Here is a 21,948-nt window from a genome sequence, read left to right as displayed (position 1 = left end):
CAGCGCCGATGGTACTGCCCTGGAGACGGGGTGGGAGAGTAGGACGCCGCCGGACACCCTTCACAGCAGGCCCCCCACCACAGGTGGGGGGCCTGCTGCATTTCCCCACCCGACCCCCGAGACCACAGCGGACCGCGCAGACGGCGTCCACCCCCCGCGGCGGCGTGCCGGCGTCGCGGACGGGTCCGTCGCGGACGGCCCGCTCCCCACCTCTACGATGAACGCAGGGTGCGCGGTGAGCGTGCGGGGCGGACTGCTGAACGGGAGGAACCAGGGTGAGGGTCTCGGCGAAGGCCGACTACGCGGTGCGCGCGACGGCCGAGCTCGCCGCGGGCGACGACGGTGCACCCGTGCCCGCCGAGTCGCTGGCCGAGGCGCAGCACATCCCGCACCGCTTCCTCGAGTCGATCCTGCGTGACCTGCGCCGCGAGGGCATCGTGGCCAGCCGCCGGGGCGCACGGGGCGGCTACGTCCTGGCACGACCCGCCGACCAGGTGACGGTGGCGGACGTCGTGCGGGCCGTCGACGGCCCGCTGGTGTTCGTCCGCGACGAGCGTCCCGCCGACCTGGACTACGAGGGGGCCGCCGCCGACCTCCTGCACGTCTGGGTGGCCCTGCGGGCCAGCGTGCGGCGTGTCCTGGAGGAGGTCACCGTGTCCGACCTGGCGGCGGGATCCCTCCCGGACGAGATCCGGTCGTTGACGTCCAGCGACTCCGCCTGGCAGAACCCCTGACCGCGGCCCCCTCCGGGTCCGTCGACGCACATTCGACCAGGATGCTGCGTATCGTTAAACCCGACTAGCCCGATCGGATATAGTCACTTCAGCGGGGTCGCCGACCACGCACGGACGGAGGGACTTGTGATGCAGACACTGGTGCTGCTCGCTCTCGTGGGCCTGGGGGCTCAGCTCGTCGACGGCAGCCTGGGCATGGCCTACGGCGTCACGTCGACGACGCTGCTCCTGGCGATCGGGACCAACCCGGCCGCGGCGTCGGCCACGGTGCACCTCGCGGAGATCGGGACCACCCTCGCGTCGGGGGCGTCGCACTGGCGGTTCGGCAACGTGGACTGGCGCGTCGTGGCGCGCATCGGCGTGCCGGGGGCGATCGGCGCGTTCGCCGGGGCGACGTTCCTGTCGTGGCTGTCGACCGATCTCGCCAAGCCGGTCATGTCGGTGCTGCTGCTCGCGCTCGGCGTGTACGTGCTGTCCCGGTTCACGTTCCGCGGCCTGCGCACCGACAAGATCGGCCAGCCGCTGCGCCGCCGGTTCCTCGCGCCCCTCGGCCTGGTCGGCGGCTTCCTCGACGCCACCGGTGGCGGCGGCTGGGGGCCGGTCGGGACGCCGGCGATCCTCGCCAGCGGACGCCTCGAGCCCCGCAAGGTCATCGGTTCGATCGACACCAGCGAGTTCTTCGTCGCCGTGGCGGCCAGCCTGGGCTTCCTCGTGGGCCTCGGGACGGCGGGCATCGACCCGATGTGGGCCACCGCCCTGCTGCTGGGCGGCCTCGTCGCCGCGCCGGTCGCGGCCTGGTTGGTCCGGCTCGTGCCGCCCCGGGTGCTCGGATCGGCGGTCGGTGGCGTCATCGTGCTCACCAACAGCCGGACCCTGCTCGCCGCGGTCGACCTCGCGCCGGTCTGGACGACGGTGGTCCTCGCCGCCGTCGTCGTGCTCTGGGCCGCGGCGGTCGCGTGGTCCGTGCGGGCGCACCGCCGCGAGCAGTCGGTGACCGTGGCCCGGACGACGACCCAGGACGCGTACAGCGTCGGCGGGTGAAACCCGCGGGTGAAGACGTCCGCCCAGGTGGCGCTCGTGACTCCGCGGAGTACGGTGGGCCACACCGGCCCGGCCCGGCCCGGTGAGATCGTCGGGAGGAGAACACATGAGTTCGCCGTCGTCGTCGCGGATCATGAAGAGTTCCGCGCTCTCATCGGTGACCGACGCACTCTCCACCGGGACCCAGCTCGTCGTGGGTCAGTACCGGATCGACGCGCCCTCCGGTGCCGTGTGGTGGTCCGACGAGGTCTACCGGATGTACGGGTCGGAGCCCGGCGATCTCACACCCACCGTGGACATCATCCGGGCGCGGACCCACCCGGACGACCGGGCGCGCGTGTCGCGGACGGCGATCGTGTCCCTGCGGGCCGGGCGGCCGTTCAGCAGCGCCCACCGCATCATCGACCCGCACGGCAAGGCACGTACGGTCGTCGTCACGGGTCGGGGGCAGCTGGACGAGGACGGGGCCATCGCCCGGGTGGGCGGGTACGTGCTGGACGTCAGCCCGGTCGCTCGCGAGGTGCTGGACCGCGAGTCCCACCGTGCCGTCGGGCGGGCGATGGTCTCCGCCGCCGCCGTCGAACAGGTCAAGGGTGCCCTCATGATCACCCGGGGCCTGGACGAGGCCGACGCCACGGACCTGCTCGGCGAGGTCGCCGCACGAGCCGGGATCCCGATGCAGTCAGCGGCGTCACAGGTCGTCAGCGAGCTCCGCACGTCCCGGGGAGAGCCTGACGACCGGTTGCAGGCCGCGCTCGACGCGGTCCACAGCGTGGACCGCCCGCACGGGCACGAGGCCCAGCTGGCCCGTCGGCGTCAGAGCACCCGGCGCTGAGCACCGGTACCGGTCCGACCTCTCGCGAGGCGCGCCGGTCACCGCCCGACCGCTCGCGGGGCGACCGAGCCGCCCCGCGAGTCCGGGACTCAGACCGTCGAGATCTTCTTGGCGCGGCGGTCGACCGCCTTGACGACTCCCTGCTTCGCGAGCCGGCGGGCCATCACCGCGGCACCACCCGTGACGGCGGCGAACGTGATCGCCTGGACGATCGGGATGTCGTCCGCGTCCAGGTCGATCGGGGCCTCCTTGCCCGTGGCCTTCTCCCAGATCGTCTTGATGATCTTCTGGGCCACCCAGCCCGCGGCGAGGGTCGCCGCGATCGTCCCGACCTTCACGGCCAGCGTCGGCTCGGTGCTCTTGGACAGCTCCACGGGTCCTCCAGTCGTTCGGTGCGCCGGGCGGTCACGGACGAACTCCCTCGGGAGGTCCGCGCCACGGACGCCACCACCGTAGCGTGCTCGAGGTGTGTAGGCTCGGGGGGAACGACAGGGGAGCGCCGTCGGCGCTGAGAGTGCGGACCACCGCAGACCCTCGAACCTGATCCGGTTAGCACCGGTGGAGGAAGTCGGGCTTCTCGATCCCGTCGCCTCGGACCCTCCGAGCGGCGGACCCCCTTCTCGAACGTCTGAGGAGGACACATGAGTCATCGTCTCCGTCGCACCGTCGCGACCACCGCCGTCGTCGCGCTGCTGCCCGCGCTGGCCGCCTGCGGCGGCGAGGAGTCCCCCGGAGCAGCGCCCAGCAGCTCCGCGGGCTCCGCCGACGCGAGCGCCACGCCGGAGCTGTCCGGTACCGTCACGCTCGTCACGCACGACTCCTTCGCCCTGAGCGAGGGGGTCCTGGAGTCGTTCGAGGAGGAGACCGGGCTCACTGTCGAGCAGGTCGCCGCCGGCGACGCCGGCACCCTGGTCAACCAGCTCGTGCTCACGGCCGACAGCCCGCTCGGCGACGTCGTCTACGGCGTGGACAACACCTTCGCCTCGCGTGCCGTCGAGGCCGACGTCTTCGAGCCGTACACGCCGGCCGACCTCGACCCGTCCGCGACCGGGCTCGTCGACCCGGCGCTCGAGGGGCTCACCCCGATCGACAAGGGCGACGTCTGCCTCAACGTGGACACCACCTGGTTCGAGGCCGAGGGCGTCGAGCCGCCGAGCACCCTCGAGGACCTGACCGACCCGGCGTACGAGGACCTGACGGTCGTGACCAACCCGGCGACCTCGTCGCCCGGCTTCGCGTTCCTGCTCGCCACCGTCGACGCCTTCGGGGAGGACGGCTGGCAGCAGTACTGGGCCGACCTCTCGGACAACGGTCTCAAGGTCACCGACGGCTGGTCGGACGCCTACTACGTCGACTTCTCCGGGGCCGGCGAGGGCGGTGAGCGGCCGATCGTGCTCTCCTACGCCACCTCCCCGGCCTTCACCGTGAGCGAGGACGGCAGCGAGAGCACCACCGAGGCGCTGCTGGACACCTGCTTCCGCCAGGTCGAGTACGCCGGCGTCCTCGCCGGCACCGACAACCCCGACGGTGCCCGGGCCCTGGTGGACTTCCTCGCCTCCGCCGAGGTGCAGGCCGACATCCCCGCGAACATGTACATGTACCCGGCCGACGACACCGTCGAGCTGCCGGCCGAGTGGGAGCAGTTCGCCCCCCTCGCCGAGGAACCGTTCGACGTCGCGCCGGACGAGATCGCCGCGCACCGTGACGAGTGGATCGAGCAGTGGACGGCCACGGTCATCGGGTGACGCCCTCCACCAGCGGCGGGGCGTCCCTGCGGCCGCCCCGCCGTCGGCCCGCCCCGGGGACCTGGCTGTGGTGGGTCCTCGCCGCCGGCCTGCCCCTGCTGTTCCTCGGGGTGTTCTTCGCGTGGCCCGTGGCGGCGCTCGTCGTCCAGGGGTTCTTCACCGACGACGGCGGCACCCGGGCGCTCGACCTGTCCGGGTTCGCGGAGGTCCTGTCCCAGCCCCGCACGTGGCGCGTCGTCGGGCAGACCCTCGCCCAGGCGTCCGTCGGCACGGTCCTGGCCGTCCTGCTCGGGCTGCCCGGCGCCTACGTGCTGTACCGGTGCCGGTTCCCGGGCCGGGCGCTGGCACGCGGCCTGGTGACCGTGCCGTTCGTGCTGCCGACCGTCGTGGTCGGCGTGGCCTTCCGGGCGCTGTTCGCCCCCGGCGGCACCTTCGGGTGGCTCGGCATCGAGGAGTCCTTCGCCGGGGTCGTCGTCGCCCTGGTGTTCTTCAACTACGCCGTCGTCGTGCGCACCGTCGGCGGGCTGTGGGAGCGGCTCGACCCGCGGGCGGAGCAGGCGGCCCGCTCCCTCGGCGCGAGCCCGTGGCGGGCCTTCCGCACGGTCACCCTGCCGGCGCTGGGGCCCGCGATCGCGTCCGCGGCCGCCGTGGTCTTCCTGTTCTGCTCGACGGCGTTCGGCGTCGTCCTGGTGCTCGGGGGCATGCGGTACGGCACGATCGAGACCGAGATCTGGATCCGCACCACCCAGTTCCTCGACCTGCGCGCCGCCGCCGTGCTCAGCATCCTGCAGCTCGTGGTCGTCACCGGAGCACTGCTCGTCAGCGCCCGGCTGCGTGCCCGCCGCGAGCGCGCGCTGCACCTGACCAGCGACCGGTCCGCGGCGCACCGCTTCTCCTGGCGACGGGCCAGCGACGCCGTCCCGGCGGCCGCGACCGTCGCCGTCGTCGGCCTGCTGGTCGTCGTGCCGCTCGCGGGTCTGGTCGCCCGCTCGCTGCGGACGCCCGACGGCACCTGGGGGTTCGACAACTACGTCGCCCTCGGCACGACCGGGGGCCGCAACGCGCTGTCCGTCACCGTGTGGGAGGCGACGGCGAACTCGCTGCGCACGGCCGTGCTGGCCGCCCTCATCGCCGTCGTCGTCGGCGGGCTCGTGGCCCTGGTCGTCTCGCGCCGTCCCCGGTCGGCCGGGCTGCGCCGGGCCGTCGGGGCGCTCGACGCCGCGTTCATGCTGCCCCTCGGGGTCTCCGCGGTGACCGTCGGGTTCGGGTTCCTCATCACCCTGGACCGGCCGCTCGGGCTCGACGTCGACCTGCGGACCTCGGGCCTGCTCGTGCCGATCGCGCAGGCGGTCGTCGCGATCCCGCTCGTGGTCCGCACCGTGCTGCCCGTGGTGCGGGCGATCGACCCGCGGCTGCGCGAGGTCGCCGCCACCCTGGGTGCCGCCCCGGGCCGGGTGCTGCGGACCGTCGACGGCCCCCTGACCGCCCGGTCCCTCGGGCTGGCCGTCGGGTTCGCGTTCGCGGTGTCGCTGGGCGAGTTCGGCGCGACGTCGTTCCTCGCCCGGCCCGACGCGGCGACGCTGCCGGTCGTCATCTTCCGGCTCATCGGCCGGCCCGGGGCGGAGAACTACGGGATGGCGCTCGCGGCGTCCGTGGTGCTGGCCGTGCTCACCGCGACGGTCATGATGGTGGCGGAACGCCTGCGCGGTGACGCGGGCGGAGGGGAGTTCTGATGTCCGGGGCCGAGGGCCTGAGCGTCCGTGATGTCGTCGTGCGCTACGAGGGCACGCGGCACGAGGCGGGCACGACGGCGGTCGACCACGTGTCGCTCGACGTCGCGACGGGCGAGGTCCTGGCGCTGCTCGGGCCGAGCGGCTGCGGCAAGTCGTCGCTGCTGCGCGCGGTCGCGGGGCTGGAGCCGCTGGTGGCGGGGTCGGTGTCGTTCGCGGGGCAGGACCTGGCCCGGGTGCCGGTGCACCGGCGCGGGTTCGGCCTGCTGTTCCAGGACGGTCAGCTGTTCCCGCACCGGGACGTGGGCCGGAACGTCGCCTACGGGCTGGAGATGCAGGGGATCCCCGCGGCGCAGCGGCGCGACCGGGTGGCCGAGCTGCTCGCGGACGTCGGGCTGGCCGGGTACGCGCGGCGGGCCGTGTCGACGCTGTCCGGCGGGGAGAAGCAGCGGGTCGCGCTGGCCCGGGCCCTGGCCCCGCGGCCGCGGCTGCTGCTGCTCGACGAGCCGCTGTCCGCCCTGGACCGGCAGCTGCGGGAGAAGCTCGCGATCGACGTGCGCGACACGCTGCGGGCGACCCGCACGACGGCGGTGTTCGTCACCCACGACCACGCCGAGGCCTTCACGGTGGCCGACCGGGTCGCCGTGATGGACGCCGGGCAGCTGCTGCAGGTCGACACCCCGGAGCGGCTCCGCGCCGCACCCGCCTCGGCGCGGGTCGCGGAGTTCCTCGGGCTCGAGCTCCCCTGACCGTCGCCGGTGGGGCCTGCCGTAGACCGTGGGCCGCAGCCCTCCGTCAGCGCGCGAAGACGACCCGTGCGTGCCCCATGAGCAGCAGCAGCGGGTCGCGGCGGGCCACGAACGCGTCGTCGTCCACCAGGCCCAGGTCGTACCGGCGGTGCAGCATCGCCAGCTCGGTGGCGGCCTGCTGGTAGTCCGCCAGGGCCCGCGCCGCGCCCCGGCCGAGGGCACCGCGGACCTGCTCGCGGGCCCGCTGCCGTGCCCGCAGCGACGACAGCATCCGCAGGTCGCCCGTGCCGATCACGCCGAGCTCCTGGTAGCGGGGCAGGTGCCGGCGCACCAGGCCGACGATCCGACGACGGTCCCGGTGCAGCACGACGCCGAGCGCCGCCAGCACGCCGGCGCCCAGCAGGTACGCGACCCCGAGACCGAGAGCACCCGCCGCCGTCGAGGCGTTCCACAGGGCGTGCAGCGCGGTCGCCCCGGCCACGCCGGCCACGACGGGCAGCGCACGCCGTCCGGGCCGGCGCAGGGCCGCCGCGGCCACGCCCACGCCGATCAGGGACGTGCACAGGGGGTGCAGCAGCGGGGAGACGATCCCGCGCACGACGAAGGTCCCCGCCAGCGTCCCGGCCGGAGCGGTGGCGTAGTAGCTGATGTTCTCCACGGTGGCGAAGCCCAGCGCCACCGTGGAGCCGTAGATGATGCCGTCGGTGGGGCCGTTGAGCTCGTGGCGCCTGAACCAGAGCAGCCCCACGAGCACCGCGCCCTTCGCCAGCTCCTCGACGACCGGGGCGGTGAGGGACGCCGTGGCGTACCGGCCGAGCTCGGCGCCGAGCATCGGCCGCCACACGAGGTCCAGCCCGGCGGTGTTGAGGAGCGTGGCGAGCAGGACGGCGACGCCCGCACCCCAGCCGAACGCGGCGACGAGGACGTCGGGGGGTTCGGGCTCGAGGCGGTCGAGCGCGAGGACCCCGGCGAGCAGCAGCGGCAGGGGGACGAGCGCCAGGACGACCGCCGTGACCACGCCGTCCGCACCGTCCCGCAGCAGCAGGGCGAGAGCCACCGCCAGGCACAGGGAGGACGTGGCCACCGTGACGACGACCCCCACCGACGGCCGGGCGGTGGGCCTGCCGGCCAGGATCGCCCGTGGCTCCAGGGGTGGCATGCCCTGACCCTACTGAGCGGCCCCGCTCGTGCGGCGCACGATCACCACGGCCACGTCGTCCTCGCGCGCGCCGTCGTCGAAGGCGTCGAGCAGGTGCTGACACGCGTCGTCGGGGCAGGTCCCGGGGATCTGCGCGGCGGCGGTCCGGAGCCGGGCCAGGCCGTCGCGCAGCGAGCCGTCCCGGCGCTCGACCAGTCCGTCCGTGGCCAGGACCAGCAGGTCACCGACCGCCAGCGTGGTGCGGTACGGCGGGCGGCTCTCCGGGCTCGGCAGCCCCAGCAGCCGGGAGGTGGACTTCACCGGCCGTGCCGTGCCGTCGGAGCGGACGAGCATCGCCGGCAGGTGCCCGGCGTCGGTCAGCTCGACCTCGCCGGTGACCGGGTCCGCGAGGCAGACGCACACCGTCGCGGTCTCGGTGTGGTCGGTGCGCAGCACCTCGTTGAGCAGCTCCAGCGCGCGTTCCGCCCCGTGCCCCTCGCGCAGGTAGGCGCGCAGCGTCAGACGGAGCTCGCCCATGACGGTGGCGGCGTGCAGGGAGTGGCCCTGGACGTCGCCGATCACCACCGCGACCCGGCCGTCGGGGAGGTCGAAGGCGTCGTAGAAGTCGCCCCCGACGTCCAGCAGGTCGTCCGAGGCCTCGTAGCACGCGGAGACGTCGAACCCGGGGCGCACCGTGAGGTCGGACGGGAGCAGCGCGTCCTGCAGGGCGCGGGTGATCCGGTGCTCCTCGGCGAGCAGGCGCAGGTTGGCCAGCGCCACCGCGGTCGCCTGCGTGAACCGTCGCACGGTCTCCCGGTCGTCGTCCGTCGGGCCGGTCTCGGAGTCGGCCAGCTGGACGCCGAGGCCGCCGACGAGCCGCCCGCGGGCGTCGCGCATCCACGTGGTCCACCACGAGGAGGGCCCCACCCCGGCCTGCGTGAGCAGCTCCCGCCACGGCGCGGGGACGCGTTCCCTCGGCAGCAGCGCCGAGCTGACCCCTCCCGGCGGCGGGACGGGCGTCTCGCCGGCACCGCGGACCAGCGGGGCGCCCGGCGCCGGGCACACGGTGCGCAGGACGTGGTCGGCATCGACGACCACCATGGCGATCGCGGCACGTCCGAGGACGCTCGACGCGCCCCGGGCCGCGAGGTCCACCGCCTCCTCGGCGGAGCGCGCCGAGTGCAGGGGGACCAGCGCCGTGCCGAGGTCGTCGAGCCGCTGCGCGGTCCGGTGTGCCCCTCGCTTCTCGTCGTAGCTGCGGCACAGCGCGCCCACGGTGGCGAGGAACTCGTCACGGTCGAGGGGTTCGGGCAGGTAGGCGTCGGCGCCGTGCTGCAACCCGGCCGTGCGGGCCGCCGCGTCGATCGACGTGGCCGACACGTGCAGGACGGGCACGGGGGACGTCTCCGGCCTGTTCTTCAGCTCCCGGCACACCTCCGCCCCCGAGACGTCCGGCAGGTTGACGTCGAGGACCACGGTGTCGAACTCGGCCGAGGCGCGCTGCAGCGCCTCGCTCCCGGTGGCGGCCTCCGCCACCGCGTAGCCGGCGGCGCGCAGCCAGGTGGCCATGAGGTAGCGGTGGGCGTGGGTGTCGTCGACGACGAGCACCCGTCGCCGTCCGTTCTCCTCGATCACGGTCCTGCTGTCCCTTCGGTGTCGAGTGCCGCGACGAGTGCGGCACGGTCGATCCGGTCCTTCGGCAGGAACCGCGCCGTGCGCGTCCACGGGCCGGGGGCGGGGCTCGGTCCGCTCGACATCAGGACGGCTGCCAGGCCCGGCCGTTCGTCCAGCATCCGAGCCAGCAGCGCCGTGCCGGTCGTGTCCGGCATGCGCACGTCCAGGACGACGGCGTCGACGTCGTCCTGCAGCATCGCCAGGGCCGTGCCGGCGTCGTGGGCGACGCTGACCCGTGTCGCCTCGTCGCGGAGCAGACCGGCGACCGAGGAGCCGAAGGCGTGGTCGTCGTCCACGACGAGGACGTGGCCGACGCGACCGCTGCGGGCACCGGCGGGGGCGTCCGCCCCGGCGGCGTCCTCCAGCGAGGGCAGGGTGAGCGTGAAGACGCTCCCCTCGCCGAGCGTCGAGGTCGCGGTGAGGCTGCCGCCGAGCGCCTCGGCGGTGCGCCGCGCGTACGGCAGCCCCAGACCCGTCCCCCGCGCGCCCGGCTGCAGGTGGTGGGGCACCTGGACGAACTCCTCGAAGATCGCGTCGAGCTGGTCCGCGGGCACGCCCAGCCCCGTGTCCCGGACCTCGCACCGCGCGCCGTCGGCCGTGGGCGTGACGACCAGGTGCACCGACCCGCGCTCGGTGAACTTCACCGCGTTGGTCAGCAGGTTGCGGAGCATACGCGCCACGAGGCGCCGGTCGCTGCACAGCACGGGCACGCCCGGCCGGTCGACGACGAGCTCGACGCCGTCCCGGACCAGCGGGCGCGTGGTGCCCTCCAGCTCGGCGAGGAGCTCGGCCATGTCGAACGGGGCGGGGTGGACGTCCTGGTGCCCGGCCTCGGCGCGCGCCAGCTCCAGGAGCTCGTCCACGAGGGTCAGCAGCGTGTCGGCGCTGTCGCGCACGAACCGGACCTGCTGGGCCTGGTCGTCGTCCAGCGACGACTCGGCGAGCAGTCCCGCCAGGCCGATGATCGAGTTGACCGGGCTCCTCAGCTCGTGGCTCACGTTGCGCAGGAACCGCGACTTGGCCTCGTTCGCCGCGGCGAGCTGGCGGCCGCGCTCGTCCAGCTCGGCGTAGAGCGCGACCACGCCGGAGTTCGTCTCCTCCAGCTCGGCCGAGAGCTGTTCGTACTGGGCCGTCAGTGCCTCGTGCGCCTGCTCGAGCCGGGCCAGCCGACGCTGCAGAGCTGCGGCCTCCACCGCCCCGCTCATGGCCGTGTGGCCCCTCGGACGGGCAGGACCACCACGCAGGCGTCGTCGCGCCGGACGGCGAAGTCGCGCATGATCACGCCGGCGACGACGGTCGCGGAGCGCAGCAGCAGACCGGGGTAGTCCACGAGGTTGACCCGGTCGGTCAGTCCGTCGGAGTACAGGGTGACGACGTCGCCCTCGCTGACGGCGTGCGTCGTCTCCGAGATCGCGGGGGAGCGCGACCCGCCGATGCCCGGGGGGCTCAGCAGGCTGCGGGTGCGGGTGCCGTGGATCGCCCCGGCGATGTTGCCGATGCCGGCGTGGCGCAGGGTGGAGCCGATCTGCTGCACCACCGCCACGGCGGCGCCGCGCGTGCCCGCCAGGGCACGGTGCACCCGCTCGAGGAGGATCGCGGGGCCGGCCGCGGGAGCCGCGCGGAAGGCCCGGACGGCGGCCTGCGAGGCCGCCGCCGCGAGCGGGCCGTGACCCAGCCCGTCGGCGACCAGCACGCTCGACGCGCCGTCGTCCACGCGGACCGCGAACGCGTCACCGCAGACCTGCTGACCCGTCATGGCGCGGGTGATGCCGCTCGGGGCGCCGGCGGTGGACGCCGGACGCTCGTCGCCGGCGACGGGACGGCGCGCGTCGAACGCGGCGGACACGACGGTCCCGGCGCCGGGGGCCGACCACGCGTCCCACGAGCCCGCCAGCCGGGGCAGCGTGCCCAGACCGATGCCGAGGGTGCCCCGCGAGGAGACACCGTCCCGCATCGCCGCCGCGACGTCGCGCATGCCCGGCCCCGAGTCGACGGCGAGCACCGTCAGGCGGGCGCACCCGTCCGTCCGGTCGACCGCGAGCAGCATGCGGCCGGAGCCCGCGTGGCGGGTCTGGTTCGTGGCCAGCTCGGACACGACGAGCCCGACCTCGGCGGCACGGCTCTCGTCGTGCCCGAGCCGGATCGCGGTCGTCACCGCCGCGCGGCGCACCCGGCCGACGGCCGACGGGTGGTCGACCGTGTACCAGGCGCCACTCTCGAGCACACTGCGTGGCTCGTCCGGATCGACGACGCCGGTCATCGCGCCCAGGCCGCGATCTCGACGCGGGTCCCGACCCCGGGCGTCGTGTCGATCGCGAAGTGCTCGACCAGACGACGCGACCCCGACAGCCCCAGCCCGAGCCCGCCGCCGCTGGTCCAGCCGTCGGTGAGCGCGAGGTCGAGGTCGGCGATGCCGGGGCCCTGGTCCGAGAAGACGGCACGGACACCGGTGCGCCGCCCGCTCGTGACCAGCTCGACCTCGGCCTCGCCGCCGCCGCCGTGCACCAGGGTGTTGCGCGCGAGCTCGCTCGCCGCGGTGACGAGCTTCGTCTGGTCGACCAGGGACAGCCGCGCCTGCTGGGCGAGCCGTCGCACGGCCTGGCGGACCCGGACCACGTCCGAGTCGTCGCGAACCGGTTGTCGGGTGCCGGTGGTGGGAGAGGTCGTGGTCATCCGGCGTCGCGTTCGACGGCCGCGAGGAGGACGTCTTCGGCCGCCACGCTGTCGGGACTGAGCAGGGCCAGACCGCGGTCGACGTCGAGCGCCGTCTGCACCCCGTGCAGCCCCAGCCCGAGCTCGACCATGGTGATCGCGACGGCGGGACGCATCCCGACGACGACGGTGCGGGCGTCCAGCACCCGCGAGACGGCGGCGACGGAGGCCAGCATGCGGCCGATGAAGCTGTCGACGATCTCCAGGCCGGAGATGTCGATGATGACGCCCCGCGCACCGGTCCGGGTGATCCGGGCGGCGAGGTCCTCCTGGAGCTGGAGCACGGTGTCGTCCTGCAGCTCGACCTGGATCGACACCAGCAGCGTCGACCCGATCTTGAGGATCGGGACCTCGTTCACCCGCGCACCTCGCTGGTCGGTCGCTTCTTCTCGCGCAGCGCGTCGACCAGGGCGTCGGCCAGGGACGCGCGGGTGCGGATGTCGCCGAACTCGATACCGAGGGCCACGATCGTCTGGGCGATCTGCGGCCGGATGCCGCTGATCGTGCACTGGGCGCCCATGAGGCGCGCCGCCACGACCGTCTTGAGCAGGTGCTGGGCGACCTGGGTGTCGACCGCCGGCACACCCGTGATGTCGATGATCGCGTGCTCGCTGCCCGTCTCGACGAGGGTGTTGAGGAGCTTCTCCATGACGACCTGCGTGCGGGCCGAGTCGAGGGTGCCCACCAGCGGCACCGCGACGATGCCCTCCCACAGCTTCACCACCGGGGTGGACAGCTCCATGAGCTGCTCCGCCTGCTCGGTGATGATCGCCTCGCGGGCGTCCGCGTAGTTCTCGAACGTGTACAGGCCGAGGTCGTCCACCAGCCGCATCAGCGGCGTCAGGTGCGCGCGGACGTCGTCGTCGACCAGGCTGTACAGGCCCTCCTTGAGCGCGAACACCGCCATCGCCGTCTCCCGGGGGGTGAACCCCAGGCGGGCGCGGGCACCGGAGACGTCGGCCAGGATGCCCCGCAGCTGGTCGAACGCCGCGTCGCCCAGCTCGGAGCCGCCGTCGCGCAGCCCCTCCACGAGCGCGTCGTAGATGTCCGACTGCTCGCGCTCGAGCTCGCCGCGGGTGCTGCGGCCCCGCAGCTCGACGCTCGACGCGTCGAGCCACGCGGCGCGGACGGCCTCGGCGTGGTCCGTGAGGATCGTGGAGAGCTGGGCACTCCGGGCAGTCGGCACGTGGGCTCCTTTCGGGCGGCGCGAGGGTGGATCGCGGAGACAGTGTAGGAGCAGAACGCCCCCGCGACCCACCGGTTCGCGTCGCCGCAGGTCAGGCCCGGTGTGTCCGGTAGAACTCCACCAGCCGGCGGGTCGAGGAGTCCTGTTCCGCCAGGGCGGCGTCGTCCCCGGACACGGCCGGGGCGACCTCCAGGGCCAGCTTCTTGCCGAGCTCGACGCCCCACTGGTCGAAGGAGTCGATGCCCCACACGACGCCCTGGACGAAGGTGATGTGCTCGTACAGCGCGACGAGCTGACCCAGGACGGACGGCGTGAGCGCCGGCGCCATGATCGAGGTCGTCGGACGGTTGCCGGAGAAGGTCCGGGCGCTGACCAGCTCCTCGGCGGTGCCGTCGGCCCGCACCTCGTCGGCCGTCTTGCCGAACGCGAGGGCCTTGGTCTGGGCGAAGAAGTTCGCCAGGAACAGCTCGTGCACGTCCGCGCCCGGCGCCACCGCCTTGCCGTCACCGACCGCGTCGACCAGCGGGTAGGCGGGGGTCGCGAACGCGACGAAGTCGGCCGGCACGGTCCGGGTGCCCTGGTGGATGAGCTGGTAGAAGGCGTGCTGGCCGTTCGTCCCCGGCTCGCCCCAGAAGACCTCGCCGGTCTGCGTCGTGACCGGCGACCCGTCCCAGCGCACCGACTTGCCGTTGGACTCCATCGTGAGCTGCTGCAGGTAGGCGGGGAAGCGGTGGAGCTGCTGGGCGTAGGGGAGCACCGCGTGGGTGTGGGCGCCGAGGAAGTTCGTGTACCAGACGTTGAGCAACCCCATCAGCGCGGGCACGTTCCGCTCGAGCGGCGTCGTGCGGAAGTGCTCGTCGACGGTGTGGAAGCCGGCGAGCAGCTCCCGGAAGACCTCCGGGCCGAAGGCGACGGCGAGCGAGGTGCCGATGGCGGAGTCGACCGAGTACCGACCGCCGACCCAGTCCCAGAAGCCGAACGCGTTGGCGGGGTCGATGCCGAACGCCTCGACCTTGTCCAGCGCGGTGGAGACGGCGACGAAGTGGGCGCGGACCGCGGCCTGCTTCGCGTCGTGGTCGTCCTCGATGGCGCCGACCGCGTGCAGACGCTCCCACAGCCAGGCCCGGGCCAGGCGGGCGTTGGTGAGGGTCTCCAGGGTGCCGAACGTCTTGGACGCCACGATGAACAGCGTCGTCTCGGGGTCCAGGTCGGCGGTCTTCTGCGCCAGGTCGGTGGGGTCGATGTTCGAGACGAACCGGACCTCGAGGTCCTCGCGCCCGTAGGGCTTGAGCGCCTCGTAGACCATGACCGGGCCGAGGTCGGAGCCGCCGATGCCGATGTTGACGACCGTCCGGACCGGCTTGCCGGTGACGCCGCTCCACTCCCCGGAGCGCACCTGCTCCGCGAACGCCCCCACCTTGTCGAGCTCACGGGCGACGTCGGCGTCCACGTCCTGGCCGTCGACGACGAGCGACGGCTGCGTCCCGGGGGCCCGGCGCAGCGCGGTGTGCAGCACGGCACGGTCCTCGGTCACGTTGATGTGCTCGCCGGTGAACATGGCCTCGATGCGTTCGGGCAGGTTCACCTCGTGCGCGAGACGGACGAGGAGGTCGAACGTCTCGTCGGTCGCCAGGTTCTTCGACAGGTCGACCAGCAGGTCCCCGGTGGTGTGGCTGAACCGCTCGGCGCGGCCGGGATCGGCGGCGAACCAGCCGCGCAGGTCCCCGCGGAACTCCTGGTGGTGGCGGAGCAGCTCGCCCCAGGCGGGCGTGGTGGTGGCGTCGACAGGAGAGGTCGTCATGAGGCCTACCGTAATGACCGCGACGAGCGTCTGCGCGCCCGGTCCGCGGTCCGGGAGGCCCGTGCCCACGGCGACGGCCCGTCCGGCCCTCGGCGGGTCGCGCCCGGAGGATGAGAGGACTCTCATGCTCGTCTCCGCGAGGTCTCATGCCGGCGCCGAAGGATGGTGCACGTCCGCAGGCAGCGGATGCCGGCACCGTTCGAGGGAGCAGCCATGAGACCGTCCGTGAAGAAGCGCTGGATCGTCGTCGGCACCGCCGCGGCCCTGGGCATGGGCGTCGCGGGCGCCGCCGCCGTCGGGACGAGCGACCAGGACGACCCGTCCGGGGGCGTCGACGCCGTCACGCTGGACGGCCCGGAGGAGGGCGCGACCGACGAGTCGTCCGTCGACGAGTCGTCGGGCTCGACCGGTCCCGCGTCGACCGACGTCAGCGACCCGTCCCCGGAGTCCTCCGACTCTCCGACCACCGCCGTCGACACCTCCGACTCGCCCGACGACCCCTCGACGCAGAGCGCCCGCAGCGCGGAGACCGCCTCGCCCTCCCCGCAGCACGTGCAGAGCGCGGACTCGGCCGATTCCGACGACTGAGCACCGTGCCGGTCCTGGAGGGGATCGCCGACCGGAGCGGTGAGCGCGCGCTCCGCGCCGGTTCTGGCGAGGATGGACCGATGGCACAGAGCGACCTGGACCTGTTGACGGGTGAGGAGGCGACCGAGCTCCTCGCGACCGCGGTCTCGACGGCGGGCGGCGAGCTCGTCGACTGGTCGGTCCGGCAGGTGGACCACCGCCCCGGACGGTCGACGACCGTCGCCTACCGGGCGCGCGTGCGGTGGGGCGAGGGCGTCGAGGCGGGGCGGGTGCGTACCGAGACGCTCGGGGCGTCGCTCGGCCGCCCGGGCGACCAGCAGGTCCCCGGTGTCCTGACCCTCGACGACGGCGAGCACGCCGTGGCCGTGTGGCGGTTCCCGGGCGATCCGGCGCTGCCGGCGCTGGCCACGGCCTACGACGCGGAGGCGGTCGCCACCCTGCTGGGCGACCTGGGCGTGCCCGAGGTCGCGCGGGGCCCCGTCACGCTGAGGGTCCGTGCCTACCGTCCCACGCGCCGCGCGGTCATCGAGGCGAGCACCCCCGGGGCCCGGGTCTTCCTCAAGGTCGTGCGCCCCGAGAAGGTGGACGACCTGCACGCCCGCCACGCGCTGCTCGCCGGCGCCGGGCTGCCGGTGCCGAAGCCGCTCGGACGCAGCGCCGACGGTCTGCTCGTCATCGCGCCCCTGTCCGGGGAGTCGATGCGGCACGCGGTCCGCGACGGGGGAGCGGTCCCGAGCGCCGCCGAGGTCGTCACCATGCTCGACCGGCTGCCGGACAGCGTCGCCGAGCTGCCGCTGCGCACCTCGTGGAGCGAGAACGCGGGCCACTATGCGTCGGTGATCGGCGCGGCGATGCCCGCGGAGGCCGACCGGGCACGGCACCTCGCCGAGACGATCGCGACCCGGATCGCCGGGCAGCGCCCGGACGAGCCGACGCACGGGGACCTGTACGAGGCCCAGGTCATGCTCGCCGACGGGCGCATCACGGGTCTCCTCGACGTCGACTCGGCCGGTCCGGGCCGGCGCGCCGACGACCTGGCGTGCCTGGTGGCGCACATCGAGACGCTGTCCTTGCTGCGCGGGTGGGACAACGAACGTCTGCACGCCCTGGCGCTCGAGTACGCGGCGGGTTTCGCCGGGCAGGTCGAGCCGGTGGAGCTGTCGGCGCGGATCGGCGGGGTGCTGCTGTCGCTGGCGACGGGGCCGCACCGGGTCCAGGAGGCGGACTGGCCGCTGCAGACCTCCCGACGGCTGGACGCCGTCGAGCGATGGCTGGGCGGCGTGCCGGGGTGACCGGGCGCGGCCGGCGGCTCCGTCCGTCGGCGCTGCCGGTCCGCACCAAGGCGGTGCTCTCGGTGCTGCTGCTGTCCGCCCTCGGGCTGGCGGTGGCATGGGCGGTGACCGACACGATCCACGCCCGGGCGGTCCTCGAACGGATCGACGGCGAGCTCGACCAGGAGGTCGAGGAGTTCCGGGTCCTGGCCGAGCGGGGCGTGGACCCGGACACCGGGGAGCCCTTCAGCAGCGTGGAGCAGCTGCTGCGGGTGGCGATCGAGCGCAACGTGCCGGGCGCCGACGAGATGCTGGTGACCTTCGTCGGCGGCGACGCCGACCTGTACTCGCCGTCGTGGGCCTCCGCGGTGGTCGACGACCCGGACCTGGTGGGGCTGGTGGGCGACCTCGGGCCGCAGGCCCGGAGCGCGGTCGAGGAACGGATCCCGACCGCCGTGGGTGAGATGCACGTGATCGCCGTCCCGGTGCAGGTCGCCGACGGCTCGGAGCACGGCACCTACGTCGTCGGCGTGGGGACGGATCTCGCGCTGGCCTCGCAGCAGGAGCTCCGCCGGACCTTCGCCCTGGTCTCGCTCGGCACGCTCGTCCTGGTCGGGGCGGTGGCGTGGTGGGTCGTGGGGCGGCTGCTGCGGCCGCTCGAGCTCCTCGCGGCGACGGCGCAGCGGGTCGGCGGCGACGACCTGACGCTGCGGGCCCCGGTGCACGGCGAGGACGACGTCGCCACGCTCGGCCGGGCCTTCAACACGATGCTGGACCGGGTGGCGGCGGCCTTCGACGCCCAACGGCAGTTCCTGGACGACGCCGGTCACGAGCTGCGCACCCCGTTGACGGTGCTGCGGGGACACCTGGAGCTGCTCGAGCCCGACGACCCGCACGACGTCGCCGAGACGCGAGCCCTGCTGCTGGACGAGACCGCGCGGATGAGCCGCATCGTCGAGGACCTCGTGCTGCTGGCGAAGTCCGAGCGCCCCGACTTCGTGCGGCTCGGCGAGGTCGACCTCGGGCCGCTGACCGACGACCTGCTGGACAAGGCGCGCGCTCTGGGGGACCGCGCCTGGCGGGTGGACGCCCGTGCCGAGGGGGTCGTGCCCGGCGACGAGCAGCGGCTCACCGAGGCGGTGCTGCAGCTTGCCGACAACGCGGTGAGGTTCTCCCGTCCCGGGACGCGGATCGCGGTCGGCAGTGCCGTCACCGGCTCGACCGCCCGCCTCTGGGTGCGGGACGAGGGGCCCGGTGTGGCACCGCAGGACCGCGAGCGCATCTTCGAGCGCTTCGTCCGGGTGGGCGACGCGGACGTCCCCGGGTCGGGGCTGGGCCTGGCGATCGTCGCCGCCGTCGCGCACGGGCACGGCGGGACCGTCACGGCGGAGGCCGGGTCCCCGGCGTCCGACGGCGTGGGGGAGCACGGGCTGCGTGTCACCGTGTCGTGGCCCGTCGCCGGCGGCCCGGTCGGCGGGGTCCAGGAGGGGACGGTCCGATGAGCAGGATCCTGGTGGCGGAGGACGAGGACCGCATCGCGCAGTTCGTCCGCAAGGGGCTGCGGGCCCACGGGTTCGTCCCGACCGTGGTCTCCGACGGCGCGTCGGCCGTCGAGCACGCGCTCAGCGGCGAGTACGACCTCATGGTGCTGGACATCGGGCTGCCGGAGGTCGACGGGTTCGAGGTGCTGTCCCGGCTGCGCGGCTCCGGGTCCACGATGCCCGTGGTCATCCTCACCGCCCGGGACTCCATCACCGACCGGGTCACCGGGCTCGAGGGCGGTGCGGACGACTACATGGCCAAGCCGTTCGGGTTCGAGGAGCTGCTGGCCCGCATCCGGCTGCGGCTGCGGGAGCCGGGACGCGCCGAGCGGGAGGTGCTGGAGCACGGCGGTCTCGGCCTCGACCTGGGGTCCCGCCGTGTGACGGTGGAGGGCCGGTCCGTCGACCTGTCGGCCCGGGAGTTCGCGCTGGCGGAGGTGTTCCTGCGCAACCCGGGACGGGTGCTCTCGCGCGAGCAGCTGCTGTCGCGGGTGTGGGGCTACGACTTCGACCCGGGGTCGAACGTGGTCGACGTGTACGTGCGCTACCTGCGCCGGAAGATCGGCACGGAGCGGATCGAGACGGTGCGGGGGATGGGCTACCGGCTCGTCTGACCCGTCGGGCGGGGGACCTCCGCCGCCTACCTCGCGGGCGGAGGGGGAGGGGCCGTGCTGCCGCGCACCACGAGCGAGGTCGGCAGGCGCAGGTGCTGGTCGCGGGGGGTGCCGTGGAGCAGGTCGAGCACCATGCGTAGCGCCTCGGCCCCCATCTGGTGCAGCGGCTGGGCGACGGTGGTGAGCGCCGGGGTGGTGGTCATCGACTCGGGGACGTTGTCGAAGCCGACGACGGACAGGTCCTCCGGCACGCGGATGCCGAGCTCGGCGGCGACCTCCATGAGGTGGATCGCGGAGAGGTCGTTGGCGGCGAAGACGGCGGTGGGCCGGGCGTCGCCGGTCGCGGTGAGCAGCTCGCGCGCGGGGGTGTCGGCGGTGTCGGGACGGTAGCCGCCCACCCGCACCAGGTCCGGGTCGACGTCGATGCCGGCGGCCTCGAGCGCCTGGCGGTAGCCGAGCTCGCGCAGCCGCGCGGACTGCAGGTCCGTGCGTCCGCCCAGGTGCGCGATGCGCCGGTGCCCGAGTCCCAGCAGGTGCTCGACGGCCTCGCGCGCACCGGTGACGTTGTCGGAGTCCACGGTGTGGGTGCCCTCGGGGCCGGTGTGCGGGTCGATGGCCACGACGGGGACCCCGTAGGCGCCCGACATCACCATGGTCGGGGTGACGACGATCGCGGCGTCGATGAGGGTGCCGGCGAGCCGGGACAGCGATCGGCGCTCCCACCCGCCGGGCACTCCGCCGTCGGACCCGCCGCTGTAGGCGAGCAGCTCGTAGCCGGTGCCGCCGACGGCTGACGAGATCCCCTTGAGCAGCTCGGTCGAGTAGGGCTCGAACTCGGCCACCAGCACGCCGACCACGTTGGTGGACTGGCGCCGCAGGCTGCGGGCGACGAGGGAGGACTCGTAGCCCAGCTCGGCCACGACGGCGAGGACGCGCTCCGCCGTCGACGAGGCGACCCCGTACCGGTTGTTGACGACCTTCGAGACGGTCGCGACCGACACGCCGGCGACGCGCGCGACGTCGGAGATCGTCACCCGTCCGGCGGGCGGGCTGGTCCTGGGACCCGCGGCGGACGGGTCGGCGGCGGTGCTCACAGGAAGACGGTATCCCGCGCAGCCCGGGGTGACGAGCCACGGAAGGCAGTGATGAAATCGTTATCGAAAACGTTTGACGAAAGCTGCGTCCGTCGGAAACGCTAGGGGCTGGCCACACCCGTGCAGGTGCGGGTTCAGGTGCCGTCGTGGGGAACACCCCCAGCGGTAGGCATTCTCGACGAGGAGGATCAGTCATGAAGATGCGTTCGCGAAGGTCGCTCGCGGTCACGGCCGCCCTGGTCATGGGCCTGGGCACGCTGACGGCCTGCGGAAGCGGTGACGAAGGCGGCTCCGCCGAGGAGGGCGGCCCGGTGACGCTCACCGTCTGGCACAACTCGACCACGGGCCCGGGCAAGCAGTACTGGGAGGACGCGACCGCGGCCTACACCGAGGAGCACCCGGACGTGGACTTCGAGATCCAGTCGATCCAGAACGAGGACATGGACGGCAAGCTCCAGACGGCCGTCAACTCCGGCGACATGCCCGACGTCTTCATGGCCCGCGGCGGGCAGAAGCTGGCGGACATCGTCGCCAGCGGCAACGTGAAGGACCTGACCGGCACGCTCAGCGACGAGGCCAAGGACACGATGGGCGCGGCGCTGTCCGCCTTCACCGTGGACGGGAAGAACTACGCGATGCCGCTCGCCGTCCTGCCCGGCGGCATGTTCTACTCCCAGGACCTCTACGACGAGGCCGGCGTCTCGGGCACCCCGACGACGATCGACGAGCTCGAGCAGGTCGACGCGCAGCTCAAGGACGCCGGCATCGAGCCGATCGCGCTCGGCGCGAAGGCCGCGTGGCCGGCCGCGCACTGGTTCTACTTCTTCGCCCTGCGCGAGTGCTCGCAGGAGACGATCGAGAGCCTGTCCACGTCCGCGGACTTCTCGGACGAGTGCTGGCTCCGGGCCGGCCAGGACCTCGAGGACTTCGCGGCCACCGAGCCGTTCCACGAGGGCTTCCTGACCACCGATCCGCAGGAGGGCGCGGGGTCGTCGGCCGGGCTGGTCGCGAACCACGAGGCCGCCATGGAGCTCATGGGTGGCTGGAACGTCGGTGTGATCGCCTCCCTCACCCCGGACCAGCAGCCGCTGGACGACCTCGGGTGGTTCCCGTTCCCCGAGGTCGAGGGTGGCGAGGGTGACCCGACGGCGATGATGGGCGGCGTCGACGGCTTCAGCTGCTCGCAGGACTCCCCGTCCGCGTGCGAGGACTTCCTGAACTTCATCGCGACGAAGGACCAGCAGGAGCAGTACGCCGAGGCGTACCAGACCATCCCGGCCAACCAGGACGCCCAGGAGGTCGTCGAGGACCCGGCGCTCCAGCCGATCATGGAGGCCTACAACGACGCCGCCTACGTCAGCACCTGGATGGACACCGTCCTGGGCCAGAACGTCGGCAACGCGCTGAACACGGCCGTCGTGGAGCTGCTGGCCGGTCAGGGTGACGCCGCGGGCATCGTCTCGACCATGGAGACGGCCGCCTCGCGCGGGTGATC

General features: G+C 73.8%; 21 protein-coding genes and 1 riboswitch. Of the genes, 11 read left to right on the top strand and 10 right to left on the bottom strand.

All coding sequences use genetic code 11. From position 1 onward, the window contains the following. The first annotated feature begins 275 nt into the window (after positions 1-275). From Q6350_RS15135 to Q6350_RS15125, 3 genes are all read left to right on the top strand, one after another. Positions 276-734, top strand: coding sequence for an Rrf2 family transcriptional regulator (locus Q6350_RS15135; protein WP_171248401.1), 459 nt, complete (start codon positions 276-278; stop codon positions 732-734). A gap of 129 nt (positions 735-863) precedes the next feature. Beyond that, the gene (locus Q6350_RS15130; RefSeq protein WP_305066627.1) at positions 864-1,775 is read left to right on the top strand and encodes a sulfite exporter TauE/SafE family protein; all 912 of its coding nucleotides are present in this window, start codon (positions 864-866) and stop codon (positions 1,773-1,775) included. 157 nt (positions 1,776-1,932) lie between these two features. Continuing rightward, positions 1,933-2,610 (top strand): PAS domain-containing protein, encoded by a 678-nt coding sequence (locus Q6350_RS15125; RefSeq protein ID WP_305066625.1) that lies wholly within the window; start codon positions 1,933-1,935, stop codon positions 2,608-2,610. An 89-nt stretch (positions 2,611-2,699) separates the two neighbouring features. Here the strand turns inward: Q6350_RS15125 and Q6350_RS15120 are convergent, their stop codons facing one another. Continuing rightward, on the bottom strand, positions 2,700-2,984 hold the full coding sequence (locus Q6350_RS15120; protein ID WP_304604618.1) for a DUF4235 domain-containing protein: 285 nt from the start codon (positions 2,982-2,984) through the stop codon (positions 2,700-2,702). A 106-nt stretch (positions 2,985-3,090) separates the two neighbouring features. Then, a riboswitch (TPP riboswitch) is annotated at positions 3,091-3,194 on the top strand. Between the two features lie 57 nt (positions 3,195-3,251). Here Q6350_RS15120 and Q6350_RS15115 point away from each other — a divergent pair. From Q6350_RS15115 to Q6350_RS15105, 3 genes are read left to right on the top strand one after another with little or no spacing between them, the layout of a single operon-like run. Then, entirely contained in the window at positions 3,252-4,355 is a 1,104-nt protein-coding gene (locus Q6350_RS15115; protein ID WP_305066624.1) for a thiamine ABC transporter substrate binding subunit, read from the top strand. Further along, a complete protein-coding gene (locus Q6350_RS15110) occupies positions 4,352-6,088 on the top strand; it encodes an ABC transporter permease (protein ID WP_370375404.1) in 1,737 nt (578 codons plus the stop codon). Before Q6350_RS15115 ends, Q6350_RS15110 begins: the two co-directional genes overlap by 4 nt. Continuing rightward, positions 6,088-6,834, top strand: a complete 747-nt coding sequence (locus tag Q6350_RS15105; RefSeq protein WP_370375403.1) for an ABC transporter ATP-binding protein — start codon at positions 6,088-6,090, stop codon at positions 6,832-6,834. Before Q6350_RS15110 ends, Q6350_RS15105 begins: the two co-directional genes overlap by 1 nt. Positions 6,835-6,880: 46 nt before the next feature. On the opposite strand, the gene Q6350_RS15100 is transcribed toward Q6350_RS15105, so the two are convergent. From Q6350_RS15100 to pgi, 8 genes are all read right to left on the bottom strand, one after another. Then, positions 6,881-7,993: a PrsW family intramembrane metalloprotease gene (locus tag Q6350_RS15100; RefSeq protein ID WP_305066623.1), complete on the bottom strand. Its 1,113-nt coding sequence runs from the start codon at positions 7,991-7,993 to the stop codon at positions 6,881-6,883. Positions 7,994-8,002: 9 nt separating this feature from the next. Next, a complete protein-coding gene (locus tag Q6350_RS15095; protein ID WP_304607425.1) occupies positions 8,003-9,607 on the bottom strand; it encodes a SpoIIE family protein phosphatase in 1,605 nt (534 codons plus the stop codon). Beyond that, positions 9,604-10,839: a HAMP domain-containing sensor histidine kinase gene (locus Q6350_RS15090; RefSeq protein WP_304604614.1), complete on the bottom strand. Its 1,236-nt coding sequence runs from the start codon at positions 10,837-10,839 to the stop codon at positions 9,604-9,606. Before Q6350_RS15090 ends, Q6350_RS15095 begins: the two co-directional genes overlap by 4 nt. An 8-nt stretch (positions 10,840-10,847) precedes the next feature. After that, on the bottom strand, positions 10,848-11,870 hold the full coding sequence (locus Q6350_RS15085; RefSeq protein ID WP_304604613.1) for a SpoIIE family protein phosphatase: 1,023 nt from the start codon (positions 11,868-11,870) through the stop codon (positions 10,848-10,850). Positions 11,871-11,902: 32 nt separating this feature from the next. Further along, complete coding sequence (locus Q6350_RS15080) at positions 11,903-12,319, bottom strand: ATP-binding protein (protein ID WP_304604612.1); 417 nt, start codon at positions 12,317-12,319, stop codon at positions 11,903-11,905. Then, entirely contained in the window at positions 12,316-12,717 is a 402-nt protein-coding gene (locus Q6350_RS15075) for an STAS domain-containing protein (RefSeq protein WP_304604611.1), read from the bottom strand. Before Q6350_RS15075 ends, Q6350_RS15080 begins: the two co-directional genes overlap by 4 nt. Then, positions 12,714-13,544 (bottom strand): STAS domain-containing protein, encoded by an 831-nt coding sequence (locus Q6350_RS15070; protein ID WP_171248391.1) that lies wholly within the window; start codon positions 13,542-13,544, stop codon positions 12,714-12,716. Before Q6350_RS15070 ends, Q6350_RS15075 begins: the two co-directional genes overlap by 4 nt. Positions 13,545-13,635: 91 nt before the next feature. After that, positions 13,636-15,345, bottom strand: coding sequence for a glucose-6-phosphate isomerase (gene pgi / locus Q6350_RS15065; protein WP_304604610.1), 1,710 nt, complete (start codon positions 15,343-15,345; stop codon positions 13,636-13,638). A gap of 213 nt (positions 15,346-15,558) precedes the next feature. On the opposite strand from pgi, the gene Q6350_RS15060 reads away from it, so the two are divergent. From Q6350_RS15060 to Q6350_RS15045, 4 genes are all read left to right on the top strand, one after another. Continuing rightward, positions 15,559-15,933, top strand: coding sequence for a hypothetical protein (locus tag Q6350_RS15060; protein ID WP_304604609.1), 375 nt, complete (start codon positions 15,559-15,561; stop codon positions 15,931-15,933). Positions 15,934-16,013: 80 nt separating this feature from the next. Then, the gene (locus Q6350_RS15055) at positions 16,014-17,225 is read left to right on the top strand and encodes a phosphotransferase (protein ID WP_171248388.1); all 1,212 of its coding nucleotides are present in this window, start codon (positions 16,014-16,016) and stop codon (positions 17,223-17,225) included. Next, entirely contained in the window at positions 17,201-18,706 is a 1,506-nt protein-coding gene (locus tag Q6350_RS15050; RefSeq protein ID WP_305066620.1) for a cell wall metabolism sensor histidine kinase WalK, read from the top strand. Before Q6350_RS15055 ends, Q6350_RS15050 begins: the two co-directional genes overlap by 25 nt. Then, entirely contained in the window at positions 18,703-19,359 is a 657-nt protein-coding gene (locus Q6350_RS15045; RefSeq protein WP_304604608.1) for a response regulator transcription factor, read from the top strand. Before Q6350_RS15050 ends, Q6350_RS15045 begins: the two co-directional genes overlap by 4 nt. Positions 19,360-19,385: 26 nt before the next feature. Here Q6350_RS15045 and Q6350_RS15040 read toward each other — a convergent pair whose 3' ends face one another. After that, positions 19,386-20,453, bottom strand: coding sequence for a LacI family DNA-binding transcriptional regulator (locus Q6350_RS15040; protein WP_304607431.1), 1,068 nt, complete (start codon positions 20,451-20,453; stop codon positions 19,386-19,388). A gap of 200 nt (positions 20,454-20,653) precedes the next feature. On the opposite strand from Q6350_RS15040, the gene Q6350_RS15035 reads away from it, so the two are divergent. Continuing rightward, positions 20,654-21,946, top strand: coding sequence for an ABC transporter substrate-binding protein (locus Q6350_RS15035; protein WP_304604630.1), 1,293 nt, complete (start codon positions 20,654-20,656; stop codon positions 21,944-21,946). The last annotated feature ends 2 nt before the right edge of the window (positions 21,947-21,948 follow it).

The organism is Isoptericola sp. b515 (genome assembly GCF_030588125.1).
Lineage (GTDB): Bacteria > Actinomycetota > Actinomycetes > Actinomycetales > Cellulomonadaceae > Isoptericola > Isoptericola sediminis.
Note: the sequence above shows the minus strand (reverse complement) of the source record. Positions and strands in the feature narration are given on the sequence as shown.